Origin of the sequence: Microcella alkalica, from assembly GCF_014595885.1 — a bacterium.
In the GTDB taxonomy this organism is placed as follows: domain Bacteria; phylum Actinomycetota; class Actinomycetes; order Actinomycetales; family Microbacteriaceae; genus Microcella; species Microcella alkaliphila_B.
The window spans coordinates 472516-488517 of the sequence record NZ_JABUKC010000002.1 but is presented as its reverse complement, the minus strand read 5'-3'; the positions used below and the strand labels follow the sequence as shown (position 1 = coordinate 488517).

12 protein-coding genes are annotated in these 16002 nt (G+C 70.3%); 1 reads left to right on the top strand and 11 read right to left on the bottom strand.

Going from position 1 to position 16002, the window contains the following annotated elements; translation table 11 throughout:
• Window positions 1-10: 10 nt before the first annotated feature.
• The 10 genes from tpiA to coaE all read right to left on the bottom strand — a co-directional run bounded on the left by tpiA (window position 11) and on the right by coaE (window position 13586).
• Window positions 11-802, bottom strand: a complete 792-nt coding sequence (tpiA, locus tag ID804_RS06770) for a triose-phosphate isomerase (protein ID WP_169078328.1) — start codon at window positions 800-802, stop codon at window positions 11-13.
• Window positions 793-2007 carry a phosphoglycerate kinase gene (locus ID804_RS06765; protein ID WP_169078326.1) on the bottom strand — a complete coding sequence of 405 codons (1215 nt, stop codon included), beginning with the start codon at window positions 2005-2007 and terminating at the stop codon, window positions 793-795. Before ID804_RS06765 ends, tpiA begins: the two co-directional genes overlap by 10 nt.
• Window positions 2008-2030: 23 nt before the next feature.
• A complete protein-coding gene (gap, locus tag ID804_RS06760; protein WP_169078324.1) occupies window positions 2031-3041 on the bottom strand; it encodes a type I glyceraldehyde-3-phosphate dehydrogenase in 1011 nt (336 codons plus the stop codon).
• A gap of 126 nt (window positions 3042-3167) precedes the next feature.
• Window positions 3168-3794 carry a superoxide dismutase gene (locus ID804_RS06755; RefSeq protein ID WP_169078786.1) on the bottom strand — a complete coding sequence of 209 codons (627 nt, stop codon included), beginning with the start codon at window positions 3792-3794 and terminating at the stop codon, window positions 3168-3170.
• 143 nt (window positions 3795-3937) lie between these two features.
• A complete protein-coding gene (gene whiA, locus ID804_RS06750; RefSeq protein WP_169078322.1) occupies window positions 3938-4915 on the bottom strand; it encodes a DNA-binding protein WhiA in 978 nt (325 codons plus the stop codon).
• Window positions 4916-4976: 61 nt separating this feature from the next.
• A complete protein-coding gene (gene rapZ / locus ID804_RS06745; protein WP_169078320.1) occupies window positions 4977-5846 on the bottom strand; it encodes an RNase adapter RapZ in 870 nt (289 codons plus the stop codon).
• 38 nt (window positions 5847-5884) lie between these two features.
• A complete protein-coding gene (gene uvrC, locus ID804_RS06740; RefSeq protein ID WP_169078318.1) occupies window positions 5885-7873 on the bottom strand; it encodes an excinuclease ABC subunit UvrC in 1989 nt (662 codons plus the stop codon).
• Window positions 7874-7884: 11 nt separating this feature from the next.
• Window positions 7885-10779, bottom strand: a complete 2895-nt coding sequence (gene uvrA, locus ID804_RS06735) for an excinuclease ABC subunit UvrA (RefSeq protein WP_169078316.1) — start codon at window positions 10777-10779, stop codon at window positions 7885-7887.
• Window positions 10780-10883: 104 nt separating this feature from the next.
• Window positions 10884-12956, bottom strand: coding sequence for an excinuclease ABC subunit UvrB (gene uvrB / locus ID804_RS06730; RefSeq protein ID WP_169078314.1), 2073 nt, complete (start codon window positions 12954-12956; stop codon window positions 10884-10886).
• Window positions 12957-12965: 9 nt separating this feature from the next.
• On the bottom strand, window positions 12966-13586 hold the full coding sequence (gene coaE, locus ID804_RS06725) for a dephospho-CoA kinase (RefSeq protein ID WP_169078312.1): 621 nt from the start codon (window positions 13584-13586) through the stop codon (window positions 12966-12968).
• Between the two features lie 73 nt (window positions 13587-13659).
• On the opposite strand from coaE, the gene ID804_RS06720 reads away from it, so the two are divergent.
• A complete protein-coding gene (locus tag ID804_RS06720; RefSeq protein WP_169078310.1) occupies window positions 13660-14256 on the top strand; it encodes a DUF4126 domain-containing protein in 597 nt (198 codons plus the stop codon).
• A gap of 99 nt (window positions 14257-14355) precedes the next feature.
• Here the strand turns inward: ID804_RS06720 and rpsA are convergent, their stop codons facing one another.
• Window positions 14356-15798, bottom strand: a complete 1443-nt coding sequence (rpsA, locus tag ID804_RS06715) for a 30S ribosomal protein S1 (RefSeq protein WP_169078308.1) — start codon at window positions 15796-15798, stop codon at window positions 14356-14358.
• Between the last annotated feature and the right edge of the window lie 204 nt (window positions 15799-16002).

The window sequence follows — 16002 nt, the reverse complement described above, 5'->3', positions numbered from 1 at the left end:
CGGCTCGGGATCAGACGGTGCCGACGTGCTGGCGGAAGCGCGCGATCGCCGAGAACTCGTCGACGTCGAGGCTCGCACCGCCGACGAGGGCTCCGTCGACGTCCTTCTGGTTCATGAACCCGGCGATGTTGCCCGACTTCACGCTGCCGCCGTAGAGGATGCGCGTCCGGGCGGCAGCGTCCTCCCCCAGCTTCTCGGCGATCGCCGCGCGCAGCGCCGCGCAGACCTGCTGCGCCTGCTCGGGCGTTGCGGCCTGGCCCGAGCCGATCGCCCAGACCGGCTCGTAGGCGACGACGACGTCGGCGTCGACGCTGATCGCGTCGAGCACGACCTGCAGCTGCGCGACGGGCACCGCGGAGGGCCCGTGCGCCTCGAGGTCCTCCGCCGTCTCGCCGACGCAGACCACCGGCACGAGGCCGTGGCGGAGGGCGGCGACGGTCTTCTGGGCGACGACCTCGTCGGACTCGTGGTGGTACTGACGGCGCTCGGAGTGGCCGATGATGACGTACCGGCAGGCGAGCGCGGAGAGGAAGGCCCCCGAGATCTCACCCGTGTAGGCGCCGCTGTCGTGGACCGAGAGATCCTGCGCGCCGTGCCCGAGCTCGAGCTTGTCGGCGGCGATGAGGGTCTGCACGCTGCGCAGGTCGGTGAAGGGCGGGAACACCGCGACCTCGACGTCGCTGAAGGAGTGCTTCGCGTCGCGCAGCGCCCAGGCGAGCTTCTGCACGAACGCGATCGACTGCAGGTGGTCGAGGTTCATCTTCCAGTTGCCCGCGATGAGCGGGGTGCGGGCTACGCCCATCCGAGGACCTCCAGTCCGGGAAGCTTCTTGCCCTCGAGGAACTCGAGGCTGGCCCCGCCGCCGGTGGAGACGTGGCCGAACTGATCGTCGCGGAACCCGAGGGCCCGCACCGCGGCGGCGGAGTCGCCGCCCCCGACGACGCCGAGGCCGTCGACGCGCGTGAGCGCCTCGGCGACCGCCTTCGTGCCGTTCGCGAAGGCCGGGAACTCGAACACGCCCATGGGGCCGTTCCAGAACACGGTCTTCGAGGCGGCGACGAGCTCCGCGAAGCGCGCGGCGGTCTCGGGCCCGATGTCGAGGCCGATGCCGGATGCCCCGGCCGGCCCCGTCTCGATAGCGTCGGCCGCGAGCACGGTGTGGCCGGCATCCGCGGCGAAGCGGTCGGCGACGACCACGTCGGTCGGCAGCACGATCTCGACGCCGCGCTCGGCCGCCTCGGCGAGGTAGCCGCGCACGGTGTCGAGCTGATCCTCTTCCAGCAGGCTCGCGCCCACGGCGTGGCCCTGCGCCTTGAGGAAGGTGAAGAGCATGCCGCCGCCGATGAGCAGACGGTCGACCCGCGGCAGCAGGTGCGCGATGACGCCGAGCTTGTCGCTGACCTTCGAGCCGCCGAGGACGACTGTGTACGGCCGCTCGGGGCGCTCGGTCAAGCGGTCGAGCACGTCGGTCTCGTTCGCGATGAGCGAGCCGGCCGCGCTCGGCAGCAGCTGCGCGAGCTCGTACACGCTCGCCTGCTTGCGGTGAACGACGCCGAAGCCGTCGGAGACCATGACGTCGCCGAAGCGCGCGAGACGCTCGGCGAACGCGCGGCGCTCGTCGTCGCTCTTGCTCGTCTCGCCCGCGTTGAACCGCAGGTTCTCGAGCACGGCGACGGAGCCGTTCTCGAGGCCGTCGACCGTGCGCTCCGCGCCCTCGCCGACGGTGTCGTCGGCGAGGGCCACGGGAGCGCCGAGCAGCTCGCTCAGTCGCTGCGCCGCCGGAGCGAGGCTGTACGTCGCCTCCGGAGCGCCCTCGGGGCGACCCAGGTGCGAGATCACAACGACCTTCGCCCCGCGGTGCAGCAGAGCGTTGATCGTCGGCAGCGACGCCCGGATGCGGCCGTCATCGGTGATGACGCCGTCCTTCAGCGGCACGTTGAGGTCGCAGCGGAGGATGACCCGCTTGCCGGCGAGCTCGCCGAGGGAATCGATGGTGCGCAGGGACACGGGGGCGGCTCCGGGGCTCGGGGTCAGAGACGCTCGGCGACGTACTCGGTGAGGTCGACCAGACGGTTGGAGTAGCCCCACTCGTTGTCGTACCAGGCCGAGACCTTGACGAGGTTGCCGCTGACGTTGGTGAGCTCCGAGTCGAAGATCGACGAGTGCGGGTTGAGCTGGATGTCGCTCGACACGATCGGGTCGGCCGTGTACTGGAGGTAGCCCTTGAGGCGGCCCTCGGCCGCGGCGGCCTGGTAGGCGGCGTTGATCGTCTCGGCGGTGAGGCCCTCGGTCGGGGTCACGATGGTGAGGTCGACGATCGAGCCCGTGGGCACGGGCACGCGGTACGACGAGCCGCTGAGCTTGCCGTTGAGCTCGGGCAGCACGAGGCCGATGGCCTTCGCGGCGCCGGTCGAGGCGGGGACGATGTTGATGGCGGCGGCGCGGGCGCGGCGGAGATCGCCGTGCGGACCGTCCTGGAGGTTCTGGTCGGCGGTGTAGGCGTGCGCGGTCATCATGAAGCCGCGCTCGATGCCGAAGTTGTCGTTGAAGACCTTCGCGAGCGGCGCGAGGCAGTTCGTGGTGCAGGAGGCGTTCGAGATGATGACGTCGGTCGCCGGGTCGTAGGTCTCCTCGTTGACGCCCATGACGATGGTGGCGTCGTCGCCGGTCGCAGGAGCGGAGATGAGGACCTTCTTGGCGCCGCCGGCGACGTGCTTGCGGGCGTCCTCCGCCTTGGTGAAGCGGCCCGTCGACTCGATGACGATGTCGACGCCGAGGTCGCCCCAGGGCAGGTTGGCCGGGTCGCGCTCCTCGAAGACGCGGATGCGACGGCCGCCGACCGTGATTGAGTCGCCGTCGTGCGAGACGTCGTGGGCGAGGGGGCCGCCGACCGAGTCGTACTTCAGCAGGTGCGCGAGCGCGGCGTTGTCGGTCAGGTCGTTGACGGCCACGATGTCGAGGTCGCTGCCCTGGGCCAGCGCGGCCCGGAGGTAGTTGCGACCGATGCGGCCGAAGCCGTTGATGCCGATCTTCACGCTCACTGCAGACTCCTGGTGGTTCAGACGGCGCGCGGCGCCGCGGGGGTGGTGGTGTTGTGGTGGCGAGGCCTGCTCGAGGGTGGAGGCTCGAGGGGTGGCCGGGGCTCGCGCCCCGGCCACGTCGCCCGTTTACGACAGTAGCAGGAGCGCGTCGGTGCCCGAACGGGCGGCCTGGAAGCGCTCGGCGACGTTCTGCCAGTTCACGATGTTCCAGAACGCCTTGACGTAGTCGGCCTTGACGTTGACGTAGTCGAGGTAGAAGGCGTGCTCCCACATGTCGAGCTGCAGCAGCGGCACGGTGGCCTGTGCGGTGTTGCCCTGCTGGTCGAACAGCTGCTGGATGACCAGGCGACGCCCGATCGGATCCCACGACAGCACGCCCCAGCCCGAGCCCTGGATGCCGAGCGAGGCGGCCGAGAAGTGGGCGACGAACTTGTCGAAGTCGCCGAAGAACTCGTCGATCGCCGCGGCGAGCTCGCCCTCAGGGCGGCCGGCCCCCTCAGGGGTGAGGTTCGTCCAGAAGATCGAGTGGTTCACGTGCCCGCCGAGGTGGAACGCGAGGTCCTTCTCGAGGCGGTTGATGTTGGCGAAGTCGCCGGATTCGCGAGCCTCGGCCATCTTCTCGAGGGCCGTGTTGGCGCCCGTCACGTACGCGGCGTGGTGCTTGGAGTGGTGCAGCTCCATGATGCGCGCGCTGATGTGCGGCTCGAGGGCGGCGTAGTCGTAGGGCAGGTCGGGAAGGCTGTAAACGGACATCACGTGCTTTCTTCTCGCAGATGGTCCGAGACCGCGGTGGCGGCGGCCCCGCTGACGGCTGTCAGTCTAGTGACGGCAACCGTTCAGACTGCGGGGCTGTTCCCGATGCCCACGGGACGCTCAGACTCCGCCCGGAGCGTCGGTCAGTCGTCGTCCTCAGCGGGCAGATCCGCCTCCGTGCCGGGGATGCCGAGCTGCTCGGCTCGCTTGTCGGCCATCGCGAGCAGGCGCCGGATGCGCCCCGCGACGGCATCCTTCGTCATCGGTGGGTCGGCGTGGTGGCCGAGCTCGTCCAGGCTCGCGTCGCGGTGATCCAGGCGCAGCTGGCCGGCGTACCGCAGGTGCTCGGGCACGTCGTCGCCCAGGATCTCCAGGGCCCGCGACACGCGCGCGCACGCGGCCACCGCGGCCTGCGCCGAGCGTCGCAGGTTCGCGTCGTCGAAGTTCACGAGCCGGTTCGCGGTCGCCCGCACCTCGCGGCGCTGGCGAAGCTCCTCCCACTCGGTGACGGTGCGCTCGGCACCGATGAGGCGCAGCATCTGGCTGATCTTCTCGCCGTCGCGGATGACGACGCGGTGCACGCCGCGCACCTCGCGCGCCTTCGCGGGGATGCCCAGCCGGCCGGCCGCGCCCACGAGCGCCATCGCCGACTCGTTGCCGGGGCAGGTGATCTCCAGCGAGGCGGAGCGGCCCGGGTCGGTGAGCGAGCCGTGCGCGAGGAAGGCGCCGCGCCAGACCGCGGCGAGCTCCTCCTTCGAGCCGGTCGTGAGCTTGTTCGGCAGACCGCGCACGGGGCGGCGGCGCGCATCGAGCAGCCCGGTCTGGCGAGCGAGAGTCTCGCCGCCCTCCAGCACGCGCACCACGTAGGCGGGTGTGCGACGGATGCCCCCGGGCGATAGCATCGCGGCGTCGCTGCGCATGCCGTACAGCTCGGCGAGGTCGCGTCGCACGCGTCGCGCGATCGTCGGAGCGTCGAGCTCGACCTCGACGGCCACGCGGCCGGAGATCAGGTGCAGGCCGCCGGCGAAGCGGAGGATCGTGGCCAGCTCGGCCGCGCGCACCGTGGTCTTGGTGACGGCCAGCTGCGCGAGCTCCTCTTTCACGTCGGCGGTCAAAGCCACGGCGGATCCTCTCGAAGGTTGCGGGTGGAAGGGCCTCGCCCTCGTGGGGCGACTCTCGAGCCTACTCGCGACCGAGGTCGCGGTGCTTCACGGCGACGGCGACGCCGGGCATCCCCCGAAGGTGCGCTGCGAGGTCTTCGATGATCGCCACCGAGCGGTGCTTGCCGCCCGTGCAGCCGACGGCGATCGTCGCCGTGCGCTTGTTCTCGCGGGCGTACCCGCGCAGCACCGGCTGCAGCAGGGCGACATACCGGTCGACGAACTCTCTCGCGCCCTCCTGGGCGAGCACGTAGTCGCTCACCTCGTCGTCGAGGCCCGTCTTGGCGCGCAATGCGGGCTGCCAGAACGGATTGGGCAGGAACCGGGCATCCGCCACCATGTCGGCGTCGGTCGGCAGCCCGTACTTGAAGCCGAAGCTCTCCAGCGTGACGCGCACGGTCGAGGCGCCTTCCGGCGCGAAGATCTCGGAGACCGTCGAGGCGAGCTGGTGGATGTTGAACTCGCTAGTGTCGATGATGATGTCGCTGAGCTCGCGGACCTCGCGCATGCGCTCGCGCTCGCGGGCGATGCCGTCGAGCAGCGTGCCGTCCTCCTGCAGCGGGTGCGGCCGTCTGACCTGCTCGAAGCGGCGCACGAGCGCGGCATCCGTCGCCTCGAGGAACAGCACGCGGACCGTCGCCCGGTCACGCAGCTCGTCGACGATGCGACGCACGTCGGCGAACAGCCGGCCGCCGCGCACGTCGACGACGGCCGCCATCTTCGGCAGCTGATTTCCCGGATGCACGGCAAGGTCGACGAGCGGGCGCAGCATCTGCGGCGGCAGGTTGTCGACCACGTACCAGCCCAGATCCTCCAGGGCGTTCGCGACCGTCGAGCGGCCCGCGCCGGACATGCCGGTCACGATGAGGACCTCGTGGGGTCGGTCGGTCATGCTCGGGCCTCGATGCGCTGGGGGGTCGTGCTGCCAGCCTACCGGCGGGTCGCGAGGGCCTGCTGCACGGCCTCGGCGGTCTTGCGGCCGATGCCGTCGATCGCCATGAGCTCCTCCAGGCTCGCGGCGCGCAGCCGCGCGACCGAGCCGAAGCGCGACAGCAGCTCGCGCACGCGGGCCGGCCCGAGCCCCGGCACGCTCGAGAGCTCGGTCGTGATCGACTGCTTGCGCTTCGTGCGCTGATGCTTGAGCGCGAAGCGGTGCGCCTCATCGCGCAGCCGCTGGAGGAGGAACAGGGCGTCGGAGCTGCGCGGCAGGATGACCGGGAAGTCGCTGTCGGGCAGCCAGATCTCCTCCAGGCGCTTGGCGATGCCGCAGACTGCGATGTCGGTGATGCCCGCGTTGGCGAGGGCGCGTGCGGCGGCCTGCACCTGCGGCTGGCCGCCGTCGATGACGAGCAGTCCCGGCCGGTAGTGGAACGACTTCTTCGCCTTCGCCGTGCCCGTCGGGGTCTGCCCGGGTGTGACCGACTCGGCCTCGACCGAGTCGGACGCGGCGGCGTCGCGCGAGGCGGGGTCGGTGCTCGTGTCGGCCGGCACCTCGCCGGGATCGCTGCCGGGCCGCAGGTAGGCCAGACGGCGCGTGAGCACCTGATGGATCGCATCCGTGTCGTCGCGCGCGCTCGCGATCGAGAACGAGCGGTACTGATCCTTGCGCGGCAGGCCATCTTCGAAGACGACCATCGAGGCGACCTGGTTCGTGCCGCCGAGGTGCGAGACGTCGTAGCACTCCAGCCGCAGCGGGGCTTCGGGCAGCCCCAGGGCCTCCTGGATGTCCGCGAGGGCCTGAGAGCGCGCGGTGAAGTCGCCGCTGCGGCGCGTCTTGTAGACCTGGAGCGCACCCTGCGCATTGGTGAGCGCGGTCTCGGCGAGCGAGGCCTTGTCGCCGCGCTGCGCGGTGCGGACGACGACCGCGCCCCGCTCCCCCGCCGCGCGTCGCCGCTCGGTGAGCACGGTCTGCAGCGCGGCCGCGTCGTCGGGCACCGCGGGCACCAGGATCTCGCGCGCTGGCGGCTCGCTCGCGTCGTCGTAGGCGTTCTGCAGCACGGTGTCGACGAGCTCGGCGAGCGTGACGTCGAGCTCGGTGTCGACGACCCAGCCGCGCACGCCGCGCACGCGGCCGCCGCGCACGATGAAAAGCTGCACCGCGGCGGCGAGCTCGTCGTAGGCGATGCCGAACACGTCGGCGTCGACGTCGTCGGCGAGCACGAGCGCGCTCTTCGAGAGCGCCGTCTCAAGTGCGCCGATCTGGTCGCGGAACCGCGCGGCGGACTCGTAGTCGAGCTCGGCGGCGGCTGCCGCCATCTGCTCGCGGAGGCGCCGCACGTAGGTCTGATCGTTGCCGGCCATGAAGGAGGCGAAGTCGAGGGCGAGCGACTTGTGCTCCTCCGGGCTCACGCGGCCGACGCACGGGGCGGCGCACTTGCCGATGTCGCCGAGCAGGCACGGCCGCTTCCGGTCGCGGGCGCGCTTGAAGGTCGCCTCGCTGCACGAGCGCACCGGGAAAGCCTTGAGCATGATGTCGACGGTCTCGCGCACCGCCCAGACCTTCGTGTACGGGCCGAAGTACCGCGCGCCGGGGATGCCGCGCGTGCGCGTCACCATGACGCGCGGGAAGCGGTCGCCGAGCGTGATGGCGAGGTAGGGGTAGGTCTTGTCGTCGCGGAACTTGACGTTGAAGGGCGGGGCGAACTCTTTGATCCATGTGTACTCCAGGCTCAGCGCCTCGAGCTCGCTGCCGACGACCGTCCACTCGACCCCGCGCGCGGTCGTCACCATGCGCCGGGTGCGGTCGTGCAGGGAGTGCAGCGGCTGGAAATAGTTGCTCAGCCGCGAGCGCAGGTTCTTGGCCTTGCCGACGTACAGCACGCGCCCCTGCTCGTCGCGGAAGCGGTACACGCCCGGTTCGGTGGGGATCTCGCCCCGCCGGGGGCGCCAGCTCTCGCGCGTCTCGTTCGCGGTCGCCACGGCGCTCCGGATCAGCTCGCGGCCCTGGCCGCCGGCAGCAGCTCGGCCAGGAAGCGCCCGGTGTGGCTCGCCTCGACTCGCGCGAGCTCCTCCGGCGTGCCGGTGGCGAGGATGGTGCCGCCGCCCGAGCCGCCCTCGGGGCCGAGGTCGATGAGCCAGTCGGCCGCGCGGATGACGTCGAGGTTGTGCTCGATGACGACGACCGTGTTGCCCTTGTCGACGAGCCCGCCGAGCACGCCGAGGAGCTTGCGCACGTCTTCGAAGTGCAGGCCCGTCGTCGGCTCGTCGAGCACGTAGATGCTGCGCCCGTTGGAGCGCTTCTGCAGCTCGGTGGCGAGCTTGACGCGCTGGGCCTCGCCGCCGGAGAGGGTCGTGGCGCTCTGGCCGAGCCGCACGTAGCCGAGCCCCACGTCGACGAGCGTCTGCAGGAAGCGGTGGATCGCCGAGATCGGCTTGAAGAACTCGGCCGCCTCCTCGATGGGCATGTCGAGCACTTCGGCGATGTTCTTGCCCTTGTAGTGGACGGCGAGCGTGTCGCGGTTGTAGCGCGCGCCGCCGCACACCTCGCACGCGACGTAGACGTCGGGCAGGAAGTTCATCTCGATCTTGATGGTGCCGTCGCCCGCGCAGTTCTCGCAGCGGCCGCCCTTGACGTTGAAGCTGAAGCGGCCAGGCAGGTAGCCGCGCGCCTTCGCCTCGACGGTCTCGGCGAAGAGCGCCCGGATGCGGTCGAAGACGCCCGTGTACGTGGCGGGGTTCGAGCGTGGGGTGCGGCCGATGGGCGCCTGGTCGACGTGCACGACCTTGTCGAGGTGCTCGAGCCCCGTGATGCGCGTGTGCTTGCCGGGCACCTGCCGGGCGCCGTTGAGGCGGTTGGCGAGCACCTTGTAGAGGATGTCGTTCACGAGCGACGACTTGCCCGAGCCGCTCACGCCCGTGACGGCGACGAAGACGCCGAGCGGGATGTCGACGCTCACGTTCTGCAGGTTGTTGGCGCGGGCGCCCTCGATGCGCAGCTGACGAGCGGGGTCGATCGGCCGGCGGGGGAACGACTCGACTACCTGCCGCCGCCCGGCGAGGTAGTCGCCGGTGATGGACTCGCGATTGGCGAGCAGCTCGTCGTAGGTGCCGGAGTGCACGACGCGACCGCCGTGCTCGCCCGCGCCGGGCCCGATGTCGACGACCCAGTCTGCGGTGCGGATGGTGTCTTCGTCGTGCTCGACCACGATGAGGGTGTTGCCGAGGCTCTTGAGCTTGACGAGCGTGTCGATGAGCCGGCGGTTGTCGCGCTGGTGCAGGCCGATCGAGGGCTCGTCGAGCACGTACAGCACGCCCGTGAGGCCCGAGCCAATCTGCGTCGCGAGGCGGATGCGCTGGGCCTCGCCGCCCGAGAGCGTGCCGGCCGCGCGCGCCATGCTGAGGTAGCCGAGGCCGACCTCGAGCAGGAACTCCAGGCGCGCGCGGATCTCGCGCAGCACCGCGGCGGCGATCGAGGCCTCGCGCTCGGTGAGCGTGATGCCCTGCATGAAGGCGTAGGCGTCGTGGATGCTCAGCTCGGCGACCGACGAGATCGAGTGGCCGTCGACGAGCACCGAGAGCACCTCGGGCTTGAGCCGCGCGCCCTCGCACTCGGGGCACGGCACCTCGCGCAGGTACTCGGCGAAGCGCTGCTGCGACCAGTCGCTCTCGGCCTCGGCGTACTTGCGCTCGATGTACGGGATAACGCCCTCGAAGCCCGTGGAGTACGTGACGTCGCGGCCGTAGCGGTTGCGCCACTTGACGCGCACCTCGAAGTCGTTGCCGAGCAGGATCGCCTGCTGCGTGCTCTCCTCCAGGTCGCCCCAGGGGGTGTCGAGCGAGAAGCCGAGGTCGCGCCCGAGGCCCGCGAGGAGCTTCTGGAAGTAGCTGTAGAGGCCCTTGCCCTGCTGGTTCCAGGGCAGGATGACGCCGTCGTTGAGGCTGAGGCTCGGATCGCCGATGAGAAGCTCCTGATCGACCGCCATGCGGGTGCCGAGGCCGGAGCACACCGGGCAGGCGCCGAACGGCGCGTTGAACGAGAAGGTGCGCGGCTCGATCTCGGTGAGCTGCAGGGGGTGCCGATTGGGGCACGCGAGCTTTTCGCTGAACGTGCGGGAGCGCTGCGGCGAGCCGGCCTCCTCGTCGACGAAGTCGATGACGACGAGCCCGTCGGTGAGCCCGAGCGCCGTCTCGAGCGAGTCGGTCAGGCGGGTGAGGATGTCGGCGCCGGCGACGAGTCGGTCGACGACGACGGAGATGTCGTGCTTGTTCTGCTTCTTGAGCGCCGGTGGCTCGGTGAGCTGGATGACCTCGCCGTCGACGACCGCGCGCGAGTAGCCGCCCGCCGAAAGCTCGGCGAAGAGGTCGACGAACTCGCCCTTCTTCTGGCTCACGACCGGAGCGAGTATCTGGTACCGACGCCCCTCCGGCAGGGTCATGAGCTCGTCGGCGATTTGCTGCACGGTCTGACGCTGGATGCGCTCGCCGCACTCAGGACAGTGCGGGATGCCGACGCGCGCCCAGAGCAGACGCATGTAGTCATAGATCTCGGTGATCGTGCCGACCGTCGAGCGGGGGTTGCGGTTGGTCGACTTCTGGTCGATCGACACCGCGGGGCTGAGGCCCTCGATGAAGTCGACGTCGGGCCGGTCGACCTGCCCGAGGAACTGTCGGGCGTAGGCCGAAAGCGACTCCACGTAGCGTCGCTGGCCCTCGGCGAAGATGGTGTCGAAGGCGAGCGAGCTCTTGCCCGAGCCCGAGAGCCCGGTGAACACGACGAGGGCGTCGCGCGGGATGACGAGGTCGACGTCGCGCAGGTTGTGCACCCGCGCGCCGCGCACGCTCAGGTGCGAGTGGAGGTCGAGAGGGGATGCCGGCACTCGCGTCATTCTAGGTGCGGCCCCCGACATTCCTCCCGGAGCGCAGGTCGCCGACGTGCGACGAGCGACCGCTCGGAACGATGCGGGAACGCCTCACTCCTTTGCCTTATAGGTCAGCGCACGTGGCCAGCCTCGACCATCTGGCGCAGCTCCTTCTTGAGCTCCTGCACCTCGTCGCGGAGTCGGGCCGCGAGCTCGAACTTCAGCTCGGCGGCCGCGGTGCGCATCTGGGCGTCGAGATCGGCGATGATGCCCTCGAGCTCGGCGGCGCCCTCGGCCGCGCGACCCTCGCGCGGCGCCCGCGGCGTCGGTGCCTTGCGGCCCGCGCTGCTCCCCCGCTGCGCGAGCAGCGCCGCGGTGTCGGCGCCCTCGCGCGCGAGCTGGTCGGTGATGTCCGCGATGCGCTTGCGCAGCGGCGTCGGGTCGATGCCGTGCGCCACGTTGTAGGCGATCTGCTTGTCGCGGCGCCGGTTGGTCTCGTCGATCGCCTGCGCCATCGACGGCGTCACGACGTCGGCGTACATGTGCACCGAGCCCGACACGTTGCGCGCGGCACGACCGATCGTCTGGATGAGCGACGTCGCCGAGCGCAGGAACCCCTCCTTGTCGGCGTCGAGGATCGCCACGAGCGACACCTCCGGCAGGTCGAGCCCCTCGCGCAGGAGATTGATGCCGACGAGCACGTCGTAGACGCCCTGCCGCAGCTCGCTCAGCAGCTCGACGCGGCGCAGCGTGTCGACGTCCGAGTGCAGGTAGCGCACCCGCACGCCGGCCTCGGTGAGGAAGTCGGTGAGCTCCTCCGCCATCTTCTTCGTGAGCGTCGTGACGAGCACGCGCTCGTCGCGCTCGACGCGCAGCCGGATCTGCTCGAGGAGGTCGTCGATCTGGCCCGCGCTGGGCTTCACGACGATCTCCGGGTCGACGAGGCCCGTCGGGCGGATGATCTGCTCGACCACCGAGTCGGTGATGCCGAGCTCGTACTTGCCGGGGGTGGCCGAGAGGTAGACCTTCTGACCCGTGCGCTCCAGGAACTCCTCCCACCGCAGCGGACGGTTGTCGAGCGCGCTCGGCAGCCGGAAGCCGTGCTCGACGAGCGTGCGCTTGCGACTCGCGTCGCCCTCGTACATCGCGCCGATCTGCGGCACCGTGACGTGACTCTCGTCGATGACGACGAGGAAATCCTCCGGGAAGTAGTCGAGCAGGCAATTCGGCGGCTCGCCCGGGGCGCGCCCGTCGATGTGACGGGAGTAGTTCTCGATGCCGTTGCAGAACCCGATCTGCTCCATCATCTCGATGTCGTACGTCGTGCGCATGCGCAGGCGCTGCGCCTCCAGGAGCTTGCCCTGCCGCTCGAGCTCGGCCAGGCGCAGCTCGAGCTCCTCCTTGATGGTCACGATCGCGCGCTGCATCGTGTCAGGCGAGGCCGCGTAGTGCGTTGCCGGGAAGACCGACACGGCGTCGAGCGTCTTCATGACGTCGCCCGTGAGCGGATGCAGCGCGTAGAGCGCCTCGATCTCGTCGCCGAACATCTCGATGCGGATCGCCAGCTCTTCGTACATCGGGATGATCTCGATCGTGTCGCCGCGCACGCGGAACTTGCCGCGCGAGAAGTCGATGTCGTTGCGCTGGTACTGCATGCCGACGAAGCGGCGGATGAGGGCATCCCGCGAGATGCGCTCGCCCACCTGGAGGGCGACCATCGCGTCGAGGTACTCCTCTGCCGCACCGAGGCCGTAGATGCACGAGACCGTCGAGACCACGACGACGTCGCGGCGGCTCAGCAGCGAGTTCGTCGTCGAGTGCCGCAGCCGCTCGACCTCGGCGTTGACCGAGCTGTCTTTCTCGATGAAGGTGTCGGTCTGCGGCACGTAGGCCTCGGGTTGGTAGTAGTCGTAGTACGAGACGAAGTACTCCACCGCGTTGTGCGGCAGCAGCTCGCGGAACTCCGTCGCGAGCTGGGCGGCGAGCGTCTTGTTGTGCGCGAGCACGAGCGTCGGGCGCTGCACCTGCTCGATGAGCCACGCGGTCGTCGCCGATTTGCCGGTGCCCGTCGCGCCGAGCAGCACGACGTCGGTCTCGCCGGCGTTGATGCGGGCCGCGAGCTCGGCGATCGCCTGCGGCTGGTCGCCGCTCGGCTGGTACTCGCTGACGACCTCGAAGGGGCGGACGGACCTCGTGGGCTGCATCCTCCCAGCCTAGGAGCGACCTCCGACAGCGCGCTGGGCGACCAGGCGCTCCCACAGCGCGTCGACCTGCTCCAGGGTGTGCTCGAGGGTGCCGCCTGCGTCGATCACGACATCGGCCATCGCCCGACGCTCCTCGTCGGGGGCCTGGGAGCGGATGCGCGCCTCGGCCTGCTCGCGCGGCAGGCCGCGCAGGCTCACCAGACGCTCGAGCCGCACCTCCGGCGGAGCGTCGACGACCACGATGAGCGCGAACTCGTCGGCGGCCCTGGCCTCGGCGAGCAGCGGGACGTCGTAGACGACGATCGCGTCGGGGTTCGCCGCGAAGGCCGCCTCGACGTGCTCGCGGTACAGCCGCCGGACCTCCGGGTGCACGATCGCGTTGAGCGCGAGCCGCGCCTGCTCGTCGCCGAAGATCAGCGCGCCAAGCCGCGCGCGATCGAGGGAACCGTCGGGGGCGAGCATCCCCTCGCCGAAGCGATCGACGACCGCTGCGAGCCCCGGGCTGCCCGGCTCGACCGCCTCGCGCGCCAGCTGATCGGCGTCGATGACGACTGCCCCGTGCTCGGCGAGCCGCGCCGCGACCGCCGACTTGCCGGCGGCGATGCCGCCCGTGAGTCCGATGACCTCCACCCCTCGACCCTAGCCCGGTGACGGGCGCCCGAGCGGCGAGTACCATGACCGCACAGTCGACCAGGAGGCCACCGTGCTCGAAGCCCTCACCGGCACCGGTCTCGCCGTCGCGGCCGGGCTCAACGCGTACATCCCGCTGCTGCTGCTCGGGCTCGCCGGGCGGTTCACCGACGTCGTGCAGCTGCCCGCGGGCTGGGCGTGGCTGGAGAACGAGTGGGTGCTGGGCATCCTCGCCGTGCTGCTCGTGATCGAGGTGGTCGCGGACAAGATCCCCGCCGTCGACTCGATCAACGACTGGCTGCAGACGATCGTGCGCCCCGCCGCTGGCGGCATCGTCTTCGGCTCCGGAAGCGGTGCGCAGACCGTCGCCGTGACCGACCCCGAGGCCTTCCTCGCCTCGCAGCAGTGGGTGCCGATCGCCGCGGGCGTCGTCATCGCGCTCGTCGTGCACGGCCTCAAGATGGCGGCGCGACCGGCCGCGAACGCGCTCACGGGGGGCGCCGCGGCACCCGTGCTGTCGACCGTGGAGGACATCGGCGCGGTCGGATTCAGCATCCTCGCGATCGTCGTGCCCGTGCTCGTGGTCGTGGCGCTGCTCGGCCTAGTCATCGCCCTGCCGGTGCTGCTCGCCCGAGCGCGGCGGCGCCGGCTCTCCGTCGAGCAGCGCTGAAGCCGGGCATCCCCCGTCGGCGCGATGCGGAGGGGAGCCGAGAACGCGGAACGGGCCGCCCTCCCGAAGGAGGACGGCCCGCTCACGAACCTGCTGGCGTCAGTTGCCGGCGAGCTTCTCGCGCAGCGCGGCGAGCGACTCGTCGTCGGCGAGGGTGCCGCCCGTGCTCGACTCCGAGGTGAAGCTCGAGCCACCGGGGAGGTCGAGGGTGGCCTCCTCGGCGAGAGCCGCGGCGACCTGCTTCTTGTGAGCCTCCCAGCGCGACTGGGCGGCAGCGTAGTCCTGCTCCCACTTCGCGCGCTGCTCCTCGAAGCCTTCCTTCCACTCGCCCGACTCCGGGTCGAAGCCCTCGGGGTACTTGTAGTTGCCGGCCTCGTCGTACTCGGTCGGCATGCCGTACACGGCGGGGTCGAACTCGGTGCCCTCGGGGTCGACGCCCTCGTTGGCCTGCTTGAGGCTCAGCGAGATGCGGCGACGGTCGAGGTCGATGTCGATGACCTTGACGAACACCTCGTCGCCGACCGACACGATCTGCTCGGCGAGTTCGACGTGCTTGCCCGACAGCTCCGAGATGTGCACGAGGCCCTCGATGCCGTCGGCGACGCGGACGAACGCACCGAAGGGGACGAGCTTGGTGACCTTGCCCGGCGCGACCTGACCGATCGCGTGCGTGCGGGCGAAGACCTGCCACGGGTCCTCCTGCGTCGCCTTGAGCGACAGCGACACGCGCTCGCGCTCGAGGTCGACCTCGAGGATCTCGACGGTGACCTCCTGGCCGACCTCGACGACCTCGCTGGCGTGCTCGATGTGCTTCCACGACAGCTCGGAGACGTGCACGAGGCCGTCCACGCCGCCGAGGTCGACGAACGCGCCGAAGTTGACGATCGACGACACGACGCCCTTGCGCACCTGGCCCTTGGCGAGGTTGTTGAGGAACGTCGTGCGGCTCTCCGACTGCGTCTGCTCGAGCAGCGCACGGCGCGAGAGCACCACGTTGTTGCGGTTCTTGTCGAGCTCGAGGATCTTCGCCTCGAGCTCCTGGCCGAGGTACGGCGTGAGGTCGCGCACGCGGCGCAGCTCGATGAGCGAGGCGGGGAGGAAGCCGCGGAGGCCGATGTCGACGATCAGGCCGCCCTTGACGACCTCGATGACCTGACCGGTCACGACACCGTCGGCCTCCTTGATCTTCTCCACGTCGCCCCAGGCGCGCTCGTACTGGGCGCGCTTCTTCGACAGGATGAGGCGACCCTCCTTGTCCTCCTTCTGGAGGACGAGCGCCTCGACGGTGTCGCCGACCGAGACAACCTCTGCGGGGTCGACGTCGTGCTTGATGGAGAGCTCGCGCGAGGGGATGACGCCCTCGGTCTTGTAGCCGACGTCGAGGAGGACCTCGTCGCGGTCGATCTTCACCACGGTGCCCTCGATGAGGTCGCCGTCGTTGAAGAACTTCAGGGTCTGCTCGACCGCGGCCAGGAAGTCTTCAGCAGAGCCGATGTCGTTGATGGCGATCTGCTTGGGGGCCTTGGTCGTTACGGTGGTCATGTAGTGGTTGCTCCGATGCGGACATGGATCGGGCCCGGTGCGACGTGATGCTGGAAGATGTCGTCCGGGCGAACGGACAGAACGACGCCAGAATGGCGACCCTCCACCCTATCGTTCCGCCACTCCTCCGGCAAACACGCGACCGCACGGCTGCGGCCCCGCCGATCGTGAACGACGGGGCCGCAGCGGTGAGCGGATGCTCGG

Bases quoted from the DNA above. Each gene is read 5' to 3' on its own strand.
- rapZ (WP_169078320.1), bottom strand. From the start codon at position 5,846: ATGACCGACCGACCCCACGAGGTCCTCATCGTGACCGGCATGTCCGGC.
- rpsA (WP_169078308.1), bottom strand. From the start codon at position 15,798: ATGACCACCGTAACGACCAAGGCCCCCAAGCAGATCGCCATCAACGAC.
- uvrB (WP_169078314.1), bottom strand. From the start codon at position 12,956: ATGCAGCCCACGAGGTCCGTCCGCCCCTTCGAGGTCGTCAGCGAGTAC.
- ID804_RS06755 (WP_169078786.1), bottom strand. From the start codon at position 3,794: ATGTCCGTTTACAGCCTTCCCGACCTGCCCTACGACTACGCCGCCCTC.
- tpiA (WP_169078328.1), bottom strand. From the start codon at position 802: ATGGGCGTAGCCCGCACCCCGCTCATCGCGGGCAACTGGAAGATGAAC.
- uvrA (WP_169078316.1), bottom strand. From the start codon at position 10,779: ATGACGCGAGTGCCGGCATCCCCTCTCGACCTCCACTCGCACCTGAGC.